Here is an 18818-nt window from a genome sequence, read left to right on the forward strand (position 1 = left end):
ACCTAGGCATTAATTACCACAAGTGGTGGCAAGGAGGAACCGATGATATTTTTCAAAGTTCTTCTGGTTGAGGATGATTCTGATTGGCAAGATATTCTTGAAGGGAAGATTCGGACAGCTTTACGCAATATTGGTCATCCTCAGGATATCATTCAGATTGTCAGGACTTTTGATGAAGCTTCTAAAGCTTTTAGAGATAGCGATTGGCATTTGTTGATTACTGACATTGGTTTGGGTGATTCATCTCTTTCTCGTCGTCAAAAGTTAGGAATACATTTAGTTGAACTTGCTTGTGCTCGGCAGATACCAGCTATTGCTGTCAGTGGAACACCTGTGGTAAACACTCAGGATGTTCGCGACTTATTGCTGGAATATAAAGCATCTGATTTCTTTAGCAAAAGCGATTTTGACAGTAGAAATTTTATTAATAAAGTTCAGGATATTTTAAATAATGAACTTCAAAAATCTCGGAATCATCAAGCAGTTTTCAAAAGTTCAAATGATGATCATCAACTACTTGCGATCGCAGCTAATCCGTTGAAAATCTTGTTTTTATCATCTGACCCTACAGATGCTGCTAGGTTACGTCTAGGACAAGAGTTGCGAGAGATTCAGCAAAGATTGCAATTAGCTAAACAAAGAGACAACTTTTTACTAGAACAACGCTTGTCAGTTCGTCCTGGGGATATCAGTCAGGCTTTACTGGATATTGAGCCTCATATTGTCCATTTTTCTGGACATGGGATGAATACTGGGGAATTGTATGTAGAAAATGAGTTAGGTCAAATTCAACCGATTAAGCCTGATGCTTTAGCTTCATTATTTGAACTTGTAGAAGACCAGGTAAATTGTGTAGTGTTGAATGCTTGTTATTCCAAAACTCAAGCGGAAGCTATTGCTAAATACATTCCGTTTGTGATTGGAATGAATTATTTAATTGGCGATCAAGCCGCGATCGCATTTTCTGTGGGATTTTACAAAGCACTGGGTGCCAATCGTTCTATAGAGAAAGCTTACCAGTTTGGCTGTACCGAAATTAAATTACATGGTATAGCGGAGAATTTAACTCCTGTTATTTATAAAAGGTGAAAATCAGTGAACGGACAGATTAATGTTTTGCTAGCAGGATGTGGAATCTCTGTTGGCATAGTGTGTTGTTAAAGCCACGGAACCTGGAAGTGGGAAACTCTCACTGAGATACACGAAGGCAAAATCTCAGATCCAAAATAGGATAATTCATTGTTTTGGTGCGAGAGGGTTAGGAATGGTAATGATGGGAATAACTAGAGGCTGTGATTTTTCCGCTTGTAGTTGATTTTGTGCTTGCTTGCTGGCTTCGATGGCTTGTTGATAGTCTGGCTTGTATTTGATAGCTTGTGCATAAGCTGCGATCGCATCTTGGTAGCGTTTTAAGTTTACTAGGGCATTGCCTTTGCTATACCAGCTTTCGTAATAATCTGGTTTGTAACGAACTGCGCGATTATAGGATGCGATCGCATCTTCGTATTTCTGTAAATTGTATTGCGAATTTCCTAAGTTATACCAAACTTGGTAATCGTTACGCCGCAAAGAAATGGCTTTATTATAAGAATCAATTGCTTGTTGATAGCGTTGGCTTTGATGTAGTGCCCAACCTCGACTATACCAGGCTTGGAAATTTCCGGGATTAGATTTAATGACTTGATCAAATGATTCTACTGCTTCTGGATAACGCCGCAAACTCATGAGAATATTGCTTCTCGATAACCAAGCTTGATAATAATCGGATTTATATTGTACTGCCCGGTCGTAATCTTTTAAAGCATCTTCGTAGCGACCCACATTTACTAAGGCATTCCCGCGATTATAATGGAATGACGCATCATCTGGTTTTAATTCTAAGGCTTTATCGTATGCTATAATTGCGTCGTCATAGCGTTTTAAATTGTGCAGCGCTAAACCTTTATTTTCCCAAGCTATTTCATAATTTTTCTGTAATTCAATTGCTTTATTGTAAGCTTTAATGGCGTTATCATATTGTTTTAAACTACTCCAAGCTTCTCCTTTAGCATTCCAAATTTCGGGAGAATTGCCTTCTAATTGTAAGGCTTTGTCAAAAGAGGCGATCGCTTCTTGGTAACGCTGTAAATTTGCCAAAGCCAAACCTCTAGCGCTCCAAGCTTCTACATAATCTGGCAAAATTTGAATGGCTTTATCATAAGCTGCTAGTGCTTCTTTATATTGCTTTAATTCTGCTAAACTTTTGCCTTTACCATACCATCCTTGAGGGTAATCTGGTCTAATATCAACTGCTTTATCATATACAGCTAGAGCATCTTGATAGCGTTGTAAATCATATAATGTATTACCTTGCTTATATAATTCTGTAGCGTTATTTGTATGAATCCCATCAATAATAAATATCCCAATTGCCCCACTCACACCTAAAATAAATGTAGCTGCTAAAATCTTGTGTAGAATTTCTTTTTTAAATTGAGGATTGGGCAAATTTTTAAATGGCAAAGCTGGAATTAAAGCGACTGTTTTAGCCGCAGGTCGTGTTAAATCTTGCAGTGCTTGTAATGCTTCTGTTGCGGAATTGTAGCGCTGCCGAAAATCATAACATACCATTTTGTTTAACACTTGGGCAAACTCTGGCGATACTTTAGTATGACTTTGCCAGATAATTTCATTAGTATCAGCATCCTTTTCTAATTGTTCTGGTGGTAATCCAGTTAAAGCTTGCAGCGCGACTATCCCCACCGCATATATATCACTACTAAATTTAGGATTTCCTTGTGCTTGTTCCCCTGGTAAATATCCCGGAGTCCCAATAGCAACAGTAGATTTAGTATGTCCTTGTGGTGTAATTACTTGTGAGGAAATTTGCTTAACTGCACCAAAGTCGATTAACACCAACTTCCTATCTGATTTGCGTCGCAATAAATTATAGGGATTGACATCGCGGTGAATTACATTTTGTTGATGAACAAACTTTAAAATTTCGAGAATCTCCATCAACAAAGAAATTACCTCAGTTTGAGTCAGAATTTTCCCTGGTGTTAATTCCTGACTGAGATTGTGTCCTTCAATGAATTCTTGTACGAGATAGAATTCTGCATTTTCCTCAAAGTATGCTAAAAGTTGAGGAATACAATCATGAGTACCTAATTTATACAGAACTTGAGCTTCAGTATCAAATAAACGTCTAGCCGTTTCTAAAGTTACTGGATCGTTTGCCTGAGGCTTGAGTTTTTTGACAACACATTGAGGAGATCCCGGCAATTGAGTATCACAAGCAACAAAGGTTTCCCCGAACCCCCCACCACCCAAGTGGCTAATAATTTGGTATCTTCCTACAAGTGTGTTTCCCAGCATCAGGTTTGCCTAGTTAAGTGCAATATTATCTGATTTCAATATTGGCACAGGAGAACCGGATGGGGATTGGGGATTGGGGATTGGGGATTGGGGATTGGGGACTGGGGAGATGAGGAAGCCGAGGAAGTAGGGGAGGAATTCCCATTACCGATTACCGATTACCAATTACCAATTACCAAATGACAAATGACAAATGACAAATGACAAATGACAAATAATGATTCCTATTAATGATAATATTCGCATTCGTCATCGACCGATGATTACTTACTGGCTGATTGGTATTAATATTGCAATATTTTTCTGGGAAATCCAATTAGAATTAAGCGATCAATTAGGCGCATTTATTCAAAGTTGGGGTGTGATACCAGCGCAGATTATTGACGGAATTATCAATGCGAGTGTTAACCCCGCAGCTTGGGTAGTGGTAGGCTGGCGATTGCTTTCTTTGCCAGTAGCAATGTTCCTACATGGTAGTTTTAGCCAAATATTAGGTAATCTACTTTTTTTATGGGTTTTTGGTAAAAGTCTAGAAAATATTCTCGGTCATGGACGCTATTTAGGATTTTATTTATTAACTGGCATTTTTACAGAATTAGTACAAATATTTTCTGAACCTAATTTAACAGTTCCCTTGATTGGTGCAAATGGTGCGATCGCAGCTGTTTTAGGGGCTTATATTGTAAAGTTTCCTAAAGCCAAAATTGACAGTATTCTCCCCCTAATATTCATTTATATTCCTGCTAAATTACCTGCATTTGCCTATTTAGTTTGGTGGTTTATCCAACAGTTATTTTATGGAATTGGTAGTTTAAATATTCCCCCTGCGGGGGTTAATCAATTCAGTATTGCTTACTGGGCGCAAGCAGCAGGATTAGTAATTGGTGCCGTCTTCATGCGATTACAAAAGTGAGTAGGGGGTAGTATTTAAGTTTCAAGGTAGTTTCCTTTCCCCTTTCCCCCTTCCCCTTTTCCCTCTCCCCCAAAATTACTATGGCTTGTGCAGCCTACAAACAGGTACGGCTATTGCTATAGTTTTTGTCATAAAACCGAACTTACTAACTGATAAATTTGCACTAATCTATTAATTAGGAAGCTTGAGACTAAGCTTTAAGAAATAAAAAGTTAATTGCTGAAAACAACAAGAGTTTTTACCTACAACCAAGCTTGAGATTAAGCTTCCTCAAACCAAACATTGCTTCTTAGAGGTGATAGTATGGCACTTATGCGTTGGAATCTATTTCGAGATATTGACCGTCTAGAACCATTCCGCGAAATTGATACTTTACAACGGCAAATGAACCGCTTGTTCGAGGAATTAATGCCAACAACTAATGGTGGTGAAGGTATTGGATTTGGCTTCGTTCCATCTGCGGAAATGGAAGAAACTGATGATGCAATTCGCCTAAAACTGGAAATTCCTGGTTTGGAAGCAAAAGATATTAATGTAGAAGTCACTACCGATTCAGTTTCTATTAGCGGTGAGAGGAAATCTGAAACTAAGACAGAAGAAAACGGTGTAGCTCGCTCGGAATTCCGCTATGGTAAATTCCAACGGGTGATTCCCCTACCGTCCCAAATTCAACATGAAAAAGTAGAAGCTGAATATAAAGATGGCATTCTTAAACTCACTTTACCGAAAGCAGAAGCCGACAAACAAAAAGTTGTCAAGGTAAATATCGGTTAATTAGGTTTTGGCTAAGGTGGCGATCGCACTTTGACTCATCATTGAGGTGCGATCGCTTTTTGTTGGAAGTGGGCATGGGGCATTGGGCATTGGGCATTGGGCATTAGGCATTGGGCATTGGGCATTGGGTAATGTGTAATTGGTAATTGGTAATTGGTAATGGGGGTTTGGTGTTATCCCCCTCATCCCCCTCATCCCCCTCATCCCCCTTATCTCCCTCATCTCCCTCATCTCCCTTATCCCCAGAGGGGGCCCCGAGTTCCCCAACCCCTAACGCCTCACGGAATTAACAACCTCAACTTCCCGATCTAAAGCTGCTAGGGGGTGCTGAGTATCCAGCCTTAATACCTGTGCTTCTAATTTGTCACAACACTCTCTTACCAAACGCAAACCGTCATCTCGCGAAAGTTTGGCGGTGGTGGGGGTAAATTCTGCCAAAATATCCGCTTCTATACTGTGATAATGGTCTAGTTGCGATCGCAATTTTGCTAAATACTTTGTACCTTCGCCGCCATCTGTAATGGCAAATTGCAACACAGAATCGAGGTAAGCTTGAACTTTCGGGTGTTTAACTCCTTCTGTCGCCGCAGCATAAAGTAATTCGCCATTTAAATATTCAAAATCTGGCACCCACAGGTACTTTCCGCTAACTTCAAAGGTATATAATTCCTTAGCTGGTCTAACTTTTAAGTGCTGGCTTCTGACTCGATGGGCAGCTTTTTCTAAAAGTGCAATTACAGCAATAATTACTGATGGATAGTTGCTGTCAATACATCTAATTTCTACAGTACCCAGTTTATTGAGCCTGATGGGATTCCATGCTGATTTCAATAAGCTTCCTCCCGCCTTTAAAAACTGCTGGCGTTCAATTCCGGCTTTATCTAAGGCTTGCAGCCAAGCATAATAGCGGGCAAATTGCTGCTCAACTAAGATTTCCACGTTCTCGGCATAAGGCATCAATCCACCGACTGGCTGTAAATAAGTATATACACCATCCCAACCAAAGATTTCGCTACCGCGATAACGAATTGTGTGGGCAGCTAATCCAATCGCCTCACCTTCATAAAAAGGACAAGCACGCCCCAAAGAAATTAAGGCTGAGTCAAAAGCTGTAGCTAAGTTGTAGATATTAAGTAATTCCTCTCGCTCGGTTGCTGTAGAGTTGTAGGATACAGCCACACGCGGATCGATGACTCCAGGCGGTACTTCTAAATGCAGGTGTACACCCGTACATTTCCCGGCGTGCAAAAAGCGATCGTAGCCGACTGTCCGCGCTTGAATATGATAATTTGGATGGTCGCGCATCACAGGCATAATATGCAAAGGGTAGCTAGAGAGAGGATAAAGCCGTAAACCCATTTGCCGCGCTACAACTAACGCCAATTTGAGATTTTTTAAATACTCTGTAGCTAGCTCTGAACCAGAGTAAGCTGGTGGAGTATTAATTTCTACAATACTTTTGACGAACTCTGGCACAAAGTAATTAGGGTTTAAGCCTTGAGTCTCCGCCATCAAATGACAACCCTGCAAAAATTCATCGCCACGATTGCTGAGTTCGCCCGTCTCATCTACTAGGAAAAACTCTTGCTCAAGACCCATGCGACGTTGTAATACATCCATAATCCCAAATATTTTGTTAATGAGGTTACGGGTCTTACCAACGTTTGGAAATCCTTGAGAGAAAGGTAACTGTTCAGTTCAGCAGTTGAGCGATCGCATTAACTCCAAAACTGGAAGACCCTATCAGTAAATATCTCAATACCCAACGAGCTTATTAATACTCGTAGGTAGTTGTGATTTATCAAAAAATAATGCTCAAATTCTGAACAAGCTTTATTGTCCTATATCAGCCTCCACCGATATCACTTTCGCAACACACCTACAAAGTCGGGTAGAGGAAGATTTGGGGAAAGGTAAAGGGTTAAGGGTAAAAGGGTTCTGGCTTTCTCCTTAACCAGATAAGTATTACATCAAGGCGTTGGGCACAAATGAGTTGATGTTTTCTATAAATAAGAACTTGTTTTTCATAAATGAGTTGATGTTTTCCATAAACAAGAACTTGTTCATAAACAAGGTCAACTTGTTTTTCATAAATAAGTTGATGTTTTCTATACACAAGAACTTGTTCATGATCAAGGTCAACTTGTTTTTTATAAATGAGTTGATGTTTTCTATGAATGAGAACTCGTTCATAAACAAGGTCAACTTGTTTTTTATAAATAAGTTGATGTTTTCTATGAATGAGAACTCGTTAATCAAAAACCTGAAGGCGTTAACTAAAAATGCCTTCAGGCTCGCTACCAATGGGTTAACGTGAGGATTGACAATGATGCCGTACTCTCGCGGCTAACGCATCCTACTGGACTAACACAGCTAAAATGTTGCAATATAATTTTCTTGTGGGGTGGACATCTTGTCCGCCCAGGACGGGCAAGATGCCCATCCCACAAGAGTTTTTTTCATGCACTACTTTAGGCTTGACACGCTACTAATTTTGGATTCTTGACCCTTGACCTTTTGACACCCTTTACAAATTACCTACCAGCAGCAATTTTTCTTTCAATCACAGAAATTCGCTCTTTTGTTCCTGGGTGATCGCTTAAAAATGATGGTTGGGAAGACTGGTTAAGTAACTTCTTTAAAAATGCAGGCATAGCTTTTGGATTGTAGCCGGCTCTTTTCATATACTGCAAGCCTTTGTCATCGGCGTTATATTCGGCTTCGCGGCTATTGGGTAAATCTACAGCCAGCTTGTAGGCGATCGCAGTGACAGCGCTTTGGTCTAAACCAGCTAGTGAAGCTGCGCCTTGCGCTAACTGGGATTGCTTCAATTTATTGATCAGGTCGTTGTTGCAAATATGACCTATTTCATGACCCATAACTGCTGCTAGTTGGTCTTCGTTATCCGTTGCTTTTAATAGCCCAGTATTAACATATACATAACCCCCTGTAGTGGAGAAAGCATTAATACTAGAATCTTGGACTACATAAAAGTGAAAAGGAATTTCTGAGCAATTACTAGCTCTAGCTAACCGTTGACCAACACGGTTAACATAAGCATTAGTTTGAGAATTTGAATTTAATCTGTAATTTTGCTTGACCTGCTGGTGAATATTTTGACCTAGTGTAACTGTTTGCTTTGGGGAAACGTTGGAAAGTTGCAACAACTGAATTCCATTAAATAGTAACTGACCCCAGGGAACTGCACTAGCTGGCGCAAGAGAAGTTAATCCCACACCTACAGCAGTACCCATGCCAAGTAGTACAGAAACACCTTTACGTAATTTCGGAAGCATAACCAAAAATGAAAAGTTAACAACAAATGAAAAGTCTAGTTTGTGTATTTTATCTATGCAGTAAATTACCAGTTATTATCAAAAAATATTAAAAAATCTTTGATGCAATTATGCTAGCTAAGAGCTAATAGCAGTTAGCTTATTTACCTTGATAGGTAATCTCTATTTAATATTTTAACTAAAAAACTGCCAAACGAGCCAGCACAAAGGAGTAATTTGCTTTGCAAAATCATCATCTTACTATCAGTCCAGAGTCAGTTGCCCAAAGCGACTAAATGTAAAATGAATGAGCTTGCTTATATTGAATTTTTGAAATTCACGTATAAATTAACGTAGCGTCAGCGTAACGCACTCCTTTCAACTCTTACTCCTCAAGTTGTAGCGTTGCATAAGCATTAGCTAACACCTACGTAATTACGTCATGAATGAGGATTTAAACCCCACCCATAACGGCACAACCTGTCTTAGCTTAGGGACTCTAATCCTCTGTTTAATTACGAATTACGAATTAGTAATTATGTTGAAGTTGTTAAATTTGCGTTTTGATAATCTAAATATTTTTGTTGTAATTTTTCGGGGACTGGGACAGGACGATTATTTTGAGAACTGAGAAATGCTCCTTTTTGTATAGCTACCGCAGCTATCACATTGTTAGCTAATATTTCTGCTTGTACAGTCCACTTCAACCGCCCTAAACTACCTACCCATAAACGACCTATAACCTTATCAATCAGTTTTACTGGACGTTTATATTCAATTTCAGTCCCAGCAAGAATAGGTATATATCCTTGCTCAATTTGTTCATCAAGCGGCAAATGTTCATGTAAAAACTTTAAACGTAAATCTTCTAGCCACCTGATATAAACGATGTTGCTCACAATACCAGCAAAATCAATATCATAAGTTCTCACAGGAATGGCAAGTTCTACTTCCAATGGTCTTTGCAAGTTGTCAATCAATAACATAATTTCTCCTGCTTAGAAAAGTTAAGACCATACGGTCTTTTTATTTACAAAAAAAAGCATAATCAATGTAGCTATAGCTAAATACAGTTCAGTTAAGAAAATTAATTGATAACCAAACCAAAAAACTAGTTACTCAACAAAAAACCGAACAATCATTTTGGAGGGGGTTTGGGGGACGCAACCGTCACCCAATCGGGGGTTTGGGGGAGAATCCCCCAATTCTTCTGGCTTCTTTAATAACTAACAAATCAATCGCTAATGAGCTTAAACCAAGGGTATTGAGCTATAGCTATGCTGTACAATACACAGATACAATGAGCTACAAAATTTGCAATGCTTAAACTTCGACTTGATAATTCAAGATTAATTCATCTCCTGGTAAGCCCCTAATACCCCAGTTATATTTAGGGGTTTCAAAAAAAGTAATCTCAATATCAGCTACAACAATATTAAATTGTTCATTAATCTTTTTAAATAATTGGTGAATTAACTGTTTTTTAGTTTCTACAGAGCGTCCTTCAAACATCACAATCTCGATAATGAGATATTGCTGCGACCTATCCGAAGGATAGTAAAAATCATTAGCTGCTAGGGGAAAGAACCGATGAAATCGTTTTTCCGGGCTAATTTGTAATACATCAATTAAAACACTATGAATAGTATTGGATAACTCCGCCTTAATCGGGTTTAATTTATCTGCTAAACCATATACTTTGACTTGTACCATAATTTTTATATGAGCTAAAATTACGAATTCCTTTGATTATTGATGTATTGATTTAGGTGATTAATCGCCCTTTGCATATGAATGGCATCATCATATAACTTACTGATCATCATCGCTCCTTCTAGGGTGGCAATAATGATAGTGGCAGCTTCATCAGCATCTACCTCAGAGCGAATTTCACCTCTAGAAATTCCTTTTTCTATAATTAAGCGAATCAGTTCTCGCCAAGAATCCATTGCTTTTTGAGTGCGTTCTCGTAAGGCGGCATGAGCATCATCACTTTCAATTGCAGTATTTAGTATTGGACAACCTCCTTTGATGGGTGGGTTATCTACAAAACTGCTAAATACCCCAATAATGGCTTGTAGACGTTCAATGGCATGGCGTTTACTACGCAATGCAGCTCTAGTTTGCTGACTTACAGAAGCGATCGCATAATCAAAAGCCTGTAGTGCTAAGTCATCCTTACTTTGAAAATGATTGTAAATTCCTCCTTTTTGCAATCCTGTAACCCGCATGATGTCCGAAATTGACGAGCCAGTGTAACCCTGTTGGTTAAACAGTTCTGCTGCTTGTCGAATAATTTTTGCTTTGGTTTCTTCGCCTTTGGACATCTAATTATTTCAGACCGCTTGGTCTTAAGTAATTTATCATGGTCAACTCTCAGGAGTCAAAAGTTATGGGTAATTGGTAATTGCTGATGGTGCGAGGGAAGAGAGAACAGGGCATTTTTTTGAATTTTGAATTAATTCTCCCAATCTCTATTCCCCTTAATCCCAATCCCTACCCTACCTTTTCACTCAGTCCTTGAGGAAGGACAAAAGGTCAGCGTTAAGTTGGTCTTGGTGGGTATTGGTCAGTCCGTGGGGCGCGCCAGGATAGATTTTCAATGTGGCATTCTTCACAATTTTGGCGGAAGCGATCCCTGCAGCATTAATAGGCACGATTTGGTCATCATCGCCGTGAACAATCAACGTTGGCACATCGAACTTTTTCAGATCTGCGGTGAAATCTGTCTCCGAAAATGCCTTGATGCAGTCAAACGTGTTTTTGTGACCTCCCTGCATCCCCTGCAACCAGAACCAATCACTCATCCCCTGAGAGACTTGAGCACCAGGGCGATTGAAACCAAAAAATGGGCCGCTGGCGAGGTCTTTGTAAAGTTGCGATCGGTCAGCAAGGGAAGCAGCACGCAGCCCGTCAAACACCTCGATGGGCTGTCCATCGGGATTATTTGCAGTCTTGAGCATGAGCGGGGGCACTGCAGATATCAATGCAGCTTTGCTAACTCGTGCTGTACCATGACGACCAATATAGCGGGCGACTTCACCGCCACCTGTGGAGAAACCGATCAGAGTAACTCCGTGCAAATCTAAGGTTTCAATTAAAGTCGCCAGGTCATCGGCATAGGTATCCATTTCATTACCGTTCCAGGGTTGGCTTGAGCGACCATGTCCCCGGCGATCGTGGGCGATCGCTCGATAGCCGTGGTTTGCCACAAACAACATCTGCGCTTCCCAACTATCGGAACTTAAGGGCCAGCCATGACTGAAGACAACAGGCTGTCCTGCACCCCAGTCTTTGTAATAAATTTGGGTGCCGTCTTGGGTCGTGATTGTACTCATTATGAAAGCCTCACTGAAAATTATTTGGGAGGTAAAAGGTTTAACTCCGATTTCAATCTATAGTCGTTATTCTTCAGGCATCTAATACATACCACTGAATTTATTGATTTAAAACGTAATTTGCTAGTCCTGCGCTGAAATTCTTCCTAAAGACAGATTTTTCTCTGTGTTAAAGTTCTTTCCCGTAGGTTGCTCCTATATATGGACTCTTACCTAACAGATTTCTATGTGTTAAAAAAGTAGAGTCAGTCTAAAAGATTACCGCACCGTACAAATTATTAGATTATTGCTGATGTACTCTTAAAGTTATTTTTCGTCGGTCAACTAAGTCTTGAGACTGTCAGGGTATGTTTAATTAGAGAGTGTAAGGTAACATGATAGTGACAGACTCTAGCTACGTATTTGCTAAGTCACAAAATTCTCCGGAACTAAAAAGACTGCAAACAATCGAAAAAGTCTTCGATCCAGCAACTCGCAAACGATTACTAGCAACAGGCCTAACAACAGGTTGGCGATGTCTGGAAGTAGGCGCAGGGGCTGGTTCTATTATGCGATGGATGGCAGACATCGTTGGTGAAAGCGGCAATGTTGTGGCTGTAGACATGGATACTCGGTTTTTACAAGACTCCCAGCCATCGAATGTAGAAATCTTACAAAAGGATATTCGGTATTTAGAACTGGAGAAGCATTCTTTTGATTTGATTCATGCTCGTTTTGTTCTCGTCCATATCCCTGACTTTCGAGTTGCATTATCCCAAATGCTCAGTATGTTGAAACCGGGTGGATGGATTGTATTGGAGGAGCCTGATTTTGCTGCTGCTAGGGCGATTGTGGGAAATTCACAAGCACTGCAGTCAGTGAATCGAGTTAATCAAGCTATCTTGCGGATGTTTGCGAATAAAGGACTTGATTATGCTTTGGGTGTGAAGTTACCTGCTATTTGCCAAAGACAAGGATTACAGCTGTTATCTGTAGACAATGATACACCCGTAGCTAATGGTGGTTTTGGTATAGCAACAGTGATGAAGATGTCTGCTATGCAACTTGCACAGGCTTATATTGCAACAGGTCAAGCTAATCATGAGGATATTGAACTGTATTGCCAATTTGCAGATGATCCCAGTACTTGGGCTATTTATCACGCCACTGTGGGAGTTGTGGCGCAACAATCTGCATAATTTATTTTGGCGTTGCATCAATGGGGGATGATTTATCTTAATACTAATTCCAATAATGTTGGCGACACATTAATATCTTTAGAGGGCAAGGTAGTGCCTTGCCCCTAGAGTCTGTGGCATTATTTTTGCAAATTGGTATTATGCACAGATGCAGAGAGAATAAAAAGTTTTAAATTTCATCACATAATTGAGCAACTAAAAGATGTGACTCTCCACCATGCTAAGAATCACATCTTTAAAGCTTGTCAAATAGCCTTTGTTGTAACTGTTATTATTACTTGTTTAGCTTGCACTCAACCTTTGCAATAATTCTGTATATTTATCGAAATAAGGCTCATTTTCAATCATGCCATTATCTGAGCAAGGATATTCATTGCCATCTAACCAGACTAGAGTAAATGGATTAATTCTTTTCTCTTTTGCCAAAACTTTAGCTGCGAGGACAACTAAATAATTAGAGGTGACAATATCTCCACCTTGTAGTTTTAAGGCGAAGTCTTCTGCTAATCCATCAGGAACAGAGTCATGTTCAGCGTTATAGTAAAGTTTAGACATTGTAGTCATGCTTTGGAATAATGTTGGTGTTTAAAGTCCATGAAACCTAACTCTATAAATTAGTTATGTTGATGCTTTTACCCTGGCATACATAACGGCATTTATAGATTCTGCTTTTTTGGTTATGGTTCCATAAAGCTAGGATTTCATTGAACCGATCAATTATATATTCATTTGTTTTTTGTAGCCTCTTTTGGTGATGAGGTAGGGCAAAAAATCTGGTGTCCCTAGAAATGATTGATATTTTGCTAACAAGATTGAAATTGGTAAAAAGATTTATAGTCAGGAATTTCGCTTTAGTTTGAAGGATTCCAATTCTCGCTAACAGTGTTTGGCATAATAAGCTCTATGTTGCTTGGGTAAGGTGACTGTCACAGTAGTTCCTTGATCAACTTGACTGGATAATGTAATCTTTCCGCCATGTAACTCCACGCAAGATTTAGCGATCGCTAATCCTAAACCTGTACCGGGAATTGTCCCGACGTTACTTCCCCGACCAAAGGATTGAAATAAGTGTTCTTGATCTGCTATTGGTATGCCAATGCCCTGGTCTGTGATGGAAAACACCACTTCTGATTCTTTTCCCATTAAGTCAACTTCTACACTACCCCCTTGGGGAGAATACTTAACTGCATTGGACATTAAATTCACAAATATTTGCTGCAACAGTCCGCGATCGCCCCAAAAATCTTGGTAATTTCCACTGCTATGAAAAATTAATTCATGGCGATCGCTAATTAGTTCTTGCTCTTGTTCCATCAAATCACTGAAAAATTGCAGCAGATTTAGGGGTACGGGCTGAAATCTGGTTTTGTCCAGTTCGATTTGGTTGACCATCAGCATATTATCCACCAGTTTGGCCATAGACCTAGCTTTTTGTTCAATGATTCCTAATAACTTCTGTTTTTTAGGATCGTCTAAATGCTGGCCATGTTTAATCACAGTCGATGCTGCTGCCAAAATCGAAGTTAATGGGGTGCGATATTCGTGGGAAACTGTGGCGACAATTTGAGATTTAAATGCATTGAGTTGTTTTTCTTTGGCTAGGGCGGCTTGAGTTTGGGCGAGTAATTCTGCTTGTTGAATTGCGATCGCTAATTGTACCGATAATTCATTGAGCATTTCTACTTCATCAGCTTGCCAACCCCGCTCTCCGGAACTGTGGTGAGCAATCAATAGGCCCCAAAGCTGATCTTCTTGCTGATCGTTGTTACTTAAATGAATAGGAGCTACTAAATTTTCCTCGTTTTTAAATTGTTCTAACAACTGCAAATAAAAATTACTCCAGCCAGCATTGTAGAAATCAGACATGGGTAATTTACATCCCCAATGTTGGTTTTCACCCCCCACCCGATTACAGACATTTTGGATGTTATTGTATGCTTGGAGACCTCTACAACACTCAATGGAGCAAGCTACAGTTTTACCCTCAATTTCGGAGGTGAACTGATAAACCATGACGCGATCGCATTTGAGCAACTGCTGTACTTCTACTACTGCTGTGTTTAAAATCTGCTCTAAGTCAAGAGACTGGCGAATTCGCAGCGCTGTTGTGGCTATTAAACGCTGTCGTTCTCGATGTTTGTAGAGTTGGGCTTGTAAATAAGATTGCTTGGTGGCATTACGGACAGCTAGTTGCAGTACCTCTGGTTTGAGGTATTGCTTGACTAAATAATCTTGAGCACCCTGTTTCATGGCTTGAACGGCTACTTCTTCATCTCCGCGTCCAGTCAGCATAATTACTGATACGCAAGTATCCAGTATTGTCTGTTTTAACTTATCAAAAAAATCCAAGCCACTCATATCAGGCAGGCAAAAATCCAGCAGAATCACATCACAGCCAAATTCTTGACATAATGCCAAGCCGCTTTCTGCACAGTCTGCCTCTAAAATTTGGTAGGACTGATAGGGATCTTGTAAAAGATATCGACGATAGATTTTCCGATCCGCTGCACAATCATCAATGATCAGTAGCGTCGAGGTGTCCAACATAAAAGTATGAGGATCTGGGAGATTAATAGAGTTTTTGGGAACTAGGTGATTAGCTATTGCATAATTCTAAAAATAATCTAAAATAAATATAAATAAAATCTAAAATTTGTTGAAAAAACTTAAAGCGATCGGCTAACTTGCCGGAAACATCACTCCAGTATTTAGTTATCAGCATTTAGTTGTCAGCAACTAGTGGGTAAATCCTAGAAATAGCCACTGAGAGGGGGAAAAAACGTGACGCGAAGAGCCAAGCGATCGCGCAGACATAGAAATTTAGACACACTGAGAACAGCCATCCAGTGTGAATATTCAACGCCAGCACTCACCGACGGATACAATTTGCTGCTGTATCCTGTTCCGCATCCGGAGTTGCTATCTAGTATTTCAGCTATCGAATATACACAAAGCTACTCTCAGACTGGCGGAGTATTAGCCTCTAGCCAATAAGCGACAAACGCTTGAATTGTCTTTTGGAGTTCTTGTGCATCCATCGGCTTAACAAGATAACCATTTGCGCCTTTTTGGTAACACAATTCAATATCCTTAGGATTTGATGAAGTAGTGAAAACCACAATCGGGATTTCTTTAAAACAGGTGTCTTGCTTAAGCCTTTCCAAAATGTCACGACCATCAATCCCCGGTAAATTGAGGTCAAGCAGGATCACAGAAGGTTTAATACCCACAGAAGATTTTTCATTGTTGCCCTCTTGATAAAGTAAATCTAAGACCTCGTCTCCATTGGTACAGCGATAGATAGGGTTTTGCACAGCCATGCGTCGCATTAACCGTTGCAGCATCCTAAAATCTTCATTGCTGTCCTCAACCACGAGCAGAGGTTCATGAAGTTTCGTTGTCATCAGTTGTCTTAACAAAATGTAATCATTAAAAGAGATTTTTGTTACTTATCTTAAACTATTCCAGCGTAAAATAAAACGTTGAGCCAAGGCCAACAGTAGACTCAAGCCAAATTTGCCCATTGTGCAGCTCAATAATTTTCTTGACAATCGCTAATCCTGCACCAACACCTCCCCCGAATTTTTCTTGGGAATGGAGGCGCTTAAACAAGCGGAAGATAGTTTCTCGATGATGATCGGGAATGCCAATGCCGTTATCGCGCACGTAAAATACAGGTGCAGAATTTTCGCCTGTCTGTTGTTGTGCAGCGTCTAGATAGCCAATCTCTACCCATTGTTCTGGTTTATCGTTGTATTTCAGCGCATTGCCAACCAAGTTACTAAAAACTTCGTTTACCAACACAGCATCACAGGAAATTGTTGGTAAAGGTCGAGGAATGCGAATATCCAAAACCTGAGAGTATTGGCGACTGGCATAAAAGATATCAATTACTTGGGTGATTAATTCATTAATATCAGTAGCTTTGGCACGTAATTGTGCTTTTCCTAATTGTGCCAGTCGCAGCAAAGCATTAATCAGCGCTTCCATTCTGACAGATAAGGTGACTACTGTTTCTATGTATTCAATCCCCTCAGCATCCAGTACATGGGCATAGTCTTCTATTAGCACAGTTGAGTAATTATAGATACCCCGCAAAGGTTCCTTTAAATCGTGAGACGCAGCGTAAGCAAAGGAACTGAGTTCACGGTTACTGCGTTCCAACTCTAGGTTAATTTTGGCTAACTCATCGGCTTTAGAAAGTACAATCCCCACGATCGCATTTCTGAGAGCGATCGCACTATCCAGTTCAGATTTTTTCCAAGCTAGGGACGTTAATTGCACCGTCTCCTGCCATTTGGCAAAGGATTTTCGCGGCCCTAAGGTAACATTACCATCAACATCAAGGTAAATAGATTCATTGGGGTTTCCTGCCCAATTCACCGTTTGCATCACTTCCGGGCGAAACCAGAGAATATAATAGCGCCGCACTTGCGAAATCCGCAGCAACAACAAGCCGCTAGCAGTATCTTTAAAGACAATCCCATCGGGGTAAAGCTTGGCTAAAGAATCGGTATAAAATAAATTTTCCCTTACCTGAGTATCTGCCCATTCAATTAAAGCCTGAACTTGCTCAAGATTGGGTGTTGCACCCACCAGCGTAATTTCATTATCCAAACAAACTGCGGCACCAGCAGCACTGACAACATCCAGCAAGCGGATTTCTGGTTTAATCAAAGCATCGATAAAGTTATCAGCTTGGGAAATGGAAGCTAATAATTCAGACTGGAGGGCTTTTAGCTTCACCTCATAATCCCATTCCGAATAACTAACTTTGTGTGCTAACTCTGAAGAGACAATTTGTCCGAGAAATTCGCAGATTTTTCGCACTTCGTAAGCCAGATGCTTGGGCGTGTGATGATGGCAAGATATTAAGCCCCAAAGCTTCCCTTCCTGCATCAGCGAGATTACCAATAACGCCCTCACACCCATATTTTGATGAAATTCCACACAGCAAGCATCCACACCCCTGAGTACAGACAAGCTTAAATCTAGAGGTTGGTGGGTTATGGGATGATTTATAGGTACGAGGTTAACTGCTTGAGCATTGAAATCTGGAATAAATCGCAGTTTGCAGCGAGTATATAACTCTCGACTCTCGATAGGAATATCTGTTTCGGGATAATGTAGCCCTAAATATGGTGGTAAATCCTCCCGTTTGGCTTCCGCAACTACAGCACCAGACCCTTGCTCATCAAATTGATACGCCATGACTCGGTCAAACTCTGTGATTTTGCGGAGTTCTGTCACCACTAAATCTAAGAATTCTACCAGATTAGCAGTGCTTTGCATTTGGGCGATCGCATCACTCACCACAGCATGAAAACTCAAGAAACTGATTTCGGAATTAGATGCGTAGGCGTAGCCCGTCGTAGACATCGCTTCCAATTCCACAATCAAAACATCTGCTGTGCGGTGGACAATGCAATCAAAGAATTGTTCTTGATGATTGGTGATGATTGCTACTTTATAACTGCTGACACTACCAATATTCTTTTCCCAACACTGCTTGATAACTGCAACTTGTCGTTCCTCAAATAAGCTGTCTAAAGATTGACCCAGCAAATCTTGGGTAGCTTTGCCAAAGTATTGCTGTGTATTGTTACTAACTTGCAGAATCTCTAACTGGGAATTCAGTGCCAGTAGGACACCATGAGGTTGAATTGAGCCAGCTAGATGAATCGCTCTGCGATCGTGGTTAGTCAAAAAAGGATTTTGGGCTGTAGTCTCTTCTGACTGGCTCATATATTTACTATCATTGCAAGCTTATTCTTGCAATGCCGTAATTAAATTTTACATTTCTTTAAACCATAACAGAAAAATCTATACACAACGCAATAAAGCACGCTTAAAAATGGAAATGCGAACAAGCTGACAAAAAAGGCGTTGTTTTTTCGTTGGGTTTTCGTTGGTTATCATATAATTTATCTATACATAAGTGCCTATAAGTGATAAAAACAATGTCCAGTTGTTTTTATGGGCT

Annotated in this window: 18 protein-coding genes; 5 read left to right on the forward strand and 13 right to left on the reverse strand. The window is 40.1% G+C overall.

The features are described 5' to 3' along the window. Window positions 1-42 precede the first annotated feature (42 nt). A complete protein-coding gene (locus HG267_RS34330) occupies window positions 43-1089 on the forward strand; it encodes a CHAT domain-containing protein (RefSeq protein WP_052335179.1) in 1047 nt (348 codons plus the stop codon). Window positions 1090-1236: 147 nt separating this feature from the next. Here the strand turns inward: HG267_RS34330 and HG267_RS34335 are convergent, their stop codons facing one another. After that, on the reverse strand, window positions 1237-3357 hold the full coding sequence (locus HG267_RS34335) for a serine/threonine-protein kinase (protein WP_045870229.1): 2121 nt from the start codon (window positions 3355-3357) through the stop codon (window positions 1237-1239). Between the two features lie 217 nt (window positions 3358-3574). Here HG267_RS34335 and HG267_RS34340 point away from each other — a divergent pair, with 217 nt between their 5' ends. Both HG267_RS34340 and HG267_RS34345 read left to right on the forward strand, forming a co-directional pair. After that, entirely contained in the window at window positions 3575-4270 is a 696-nt protein-coding gene (locus HG267_RS34340; RefSeq protein ID WP_045870228.1) for a rhomboid family intramembrane serine protease, read from the forward strand. Between the two features lie 303 nt (window positions 4271-4573). Beyond that, window positions 4574-5044, forward strand: a complete 471-nt coding sequence (locus HG267_RS34345) for an Hsp20/alpha crystallin family protein (protein WP_045870227.1) — start codon at window positions 4574-4576, stop codon at window positions 5042-5044. Here HG267_RS34345 and HG267_RS34350 read toward each other — a convergent pair whose 3' ends face one another. The 7 genes from HG267_RS34350 to HG267_RS34380 all read right to left on the reverse strand — a co-directional run bounded on the left by HG267_RS34350 (window position 5045) and on the right by HG267_RS34380 (window position 11657). After that, on the reverse strand, window positions 5045-5230 hold the full coding sequence (locus tag HG267_RS34350) for a hypothetical protein (protein ID WP_045870226.1): 186 nt from the start codon (window positions 5228-5230) through the stop codon (window positions 5045-5047). It abuts the gene before it with no gap. Between the two features lie 84 nt (window positions 5231-5314). Continuing rightward, window positions 5315-6664, reverse strand: coding sequence for a glutamate-cysteine ligase family protein (locus HG267_RS34355; protein ID WP_045870225.1), 1350 nt, complete (start codon window positions 6662-6664; stop codon window positions 5315-5317). 914 nt (window positions 6665-7578) lie between these two features. After that, window positions 7579-8340: a M48 family metallopeptidase gene (locus tag HG267_RS34360; RefSeq protein WP_045870512.1), complete on the reverse strand. Its 762-nt coding sequence runs from the start codon at window positions 8338-8340 to the stop codon at window positions 7579-7581. A 515-nt stretch (window positions 8341-8855) separates the two neighbouring features. After that, window positions 8856-9305: an acyl-CoA thioesterase gene (locus HG267_RS34365; RefSeq protein WP_045870224.1), complete on the reverse strand. Its 450-nt coding sequence runs from the start codon at window positions 9303-9305 to the stop codon at window positions 8856-8858. A gap of 337 nt (window positions 9306-9642) precedes the next feature. Next, a complete protein-coding gene (locus HG267_RS34370) occupies window positions 9643-10032 on the reverse strand; it encodes a tautomerase family protein (RefSeq protein ID WP_045870223.1) in 390 nt (129 codons plus the stop codon). Between the two features lie 20 nt (window positions 10033-10052). Then, entirely contained in the window at window positions 10053-10646 is a 594-nt protein-coding gene (locus HG267_RS34375; protein ID WP_045870222.1) for a TetR/AcrR family transcriptional regulator, read from the reverse strand. 186 nt (window positions 10647-10832) lie between these two features. Then, the gene (locus HG267_RS34380) at window positions 10833-11657 is read right to left on the reverse strand and encodes an alpha/beta fold hydrolase (protein ID WP_045870221.1); all 825 of its coding nucleotides are present in this window, start codon (window positions 11655-11657) and stop codon (window positions 10833-10835) included. A 374-nt stretch (window positions 11658-12031) separates the two neighbouring features. On the opposite strand from HG267_RS34380, the gene HG267_RS34385 reads away from it, so the two are divergent. Next, on the forward strand, window positions 12032-12835 hold the full coding sequence (locus HG267_RS34385) for a class I SAM-dependent methyltransferase (protein WP_210403090.1): 804 nt from the start codon (window positions 12032-12034) through the stop codon (window positions 12833-12835). A gap of 282 nt (window positions 12836-13117) precedes the next feature. On the opposite strand, the gene HG267_RS34390 is transcribed toward HG267_RS34385, so the two are convergent. The 3 genes from HG267_RS34390 to HG267_RS34400 all read right to left on the reverse strand — a co-directional run bounded on the left by HG267_RS34390 (window position 13118) and on the right by HG267_RS34400 (window position 15557). Further along, complete coding sequence (locus HG267_RS34390; protein WP_045870220.1) at window positions 13118-13390, reverse strand: hypothetical protein; 273 nt, start codon at window positions 13388-13390, stop codon at window positions 13118-13120. A gap of 321 nt (window positions 13391-13711) precedes the next feature. Further along, window positions 13712-15382 (reverse strand): ATP-binding protein, encoded by a 1671-nt coding sequence (locus tag HG267_RS34395; protein WP_045870219.1) that lies wholly within the window; start codon window positions 15380-15382, stop codon window positions 13712-13714. 49 nt (window positions 15383-15431) lie between these two features. Further along, entirely contained in the window at window positions 15432-15557 is a 126-nt protein-coding gene (locus HG267_RS34400; RefSeq protein ID WP_255325205.1) for a hypothetical protein, read from the reverse strand. Between the two features lie 59 nt (window positions 15558-15616). On the opposite strand from HG267_RS34400, the gene HG267_RS34405 reads away from it, so the two are divergent. Continuing rightward, window positions 15617-15829, forward strand: a complete 213-nt coding sequence (locus HG267_RS34405) for a hypothetical protein (protein WP_155539211.1) — start codon at window positions 15617-15619, stop codon at window positions 15827-15829. On the opposite strand, the gene HG267_RS34410 is transcribed toward HG267_RS34405, so the two are convergent. Continuing rightward, the gene (locus HG267_RS34410) at window positions 15796-16239 is read right to left on the reverse strand and encodes a response regulator (RefSeq protein ID WP_045870218.1); all 444 of its coding nucleotides are present in this window, start codon (window positions 16237-16239) and stop codon (window positions 15796-15798) included. The genes HG267_RS34405 and HG267_RS34410 overlap by 34 nt on opposite strands. A gap of 55 nt (window positions 16240-16294) precedes the next feature. Further along, window positions 16295-18580, reverse strand: coding sequence for an ATP-binding protein (locus tag HG267_RS34415; protein WP_081584001.1), 2286 nt, complete (start codon window positions 18578-18580; stop codon window positions 16295-16297). Between the last annotated feature and the right edge of the window lie 238 nt (window positions 18581-18818).

Origin of the sequence: Tolypothrix sp. PCC 7601, assembly GCF_025677855.1 — a bacterium.
Classification (GTDB): Bacteria; Cyanobacteriota; Cyanobacteriia; order Cyanobacteriales; family Nostocaceae; genus Aulosira; species Aulosira diplosiphon.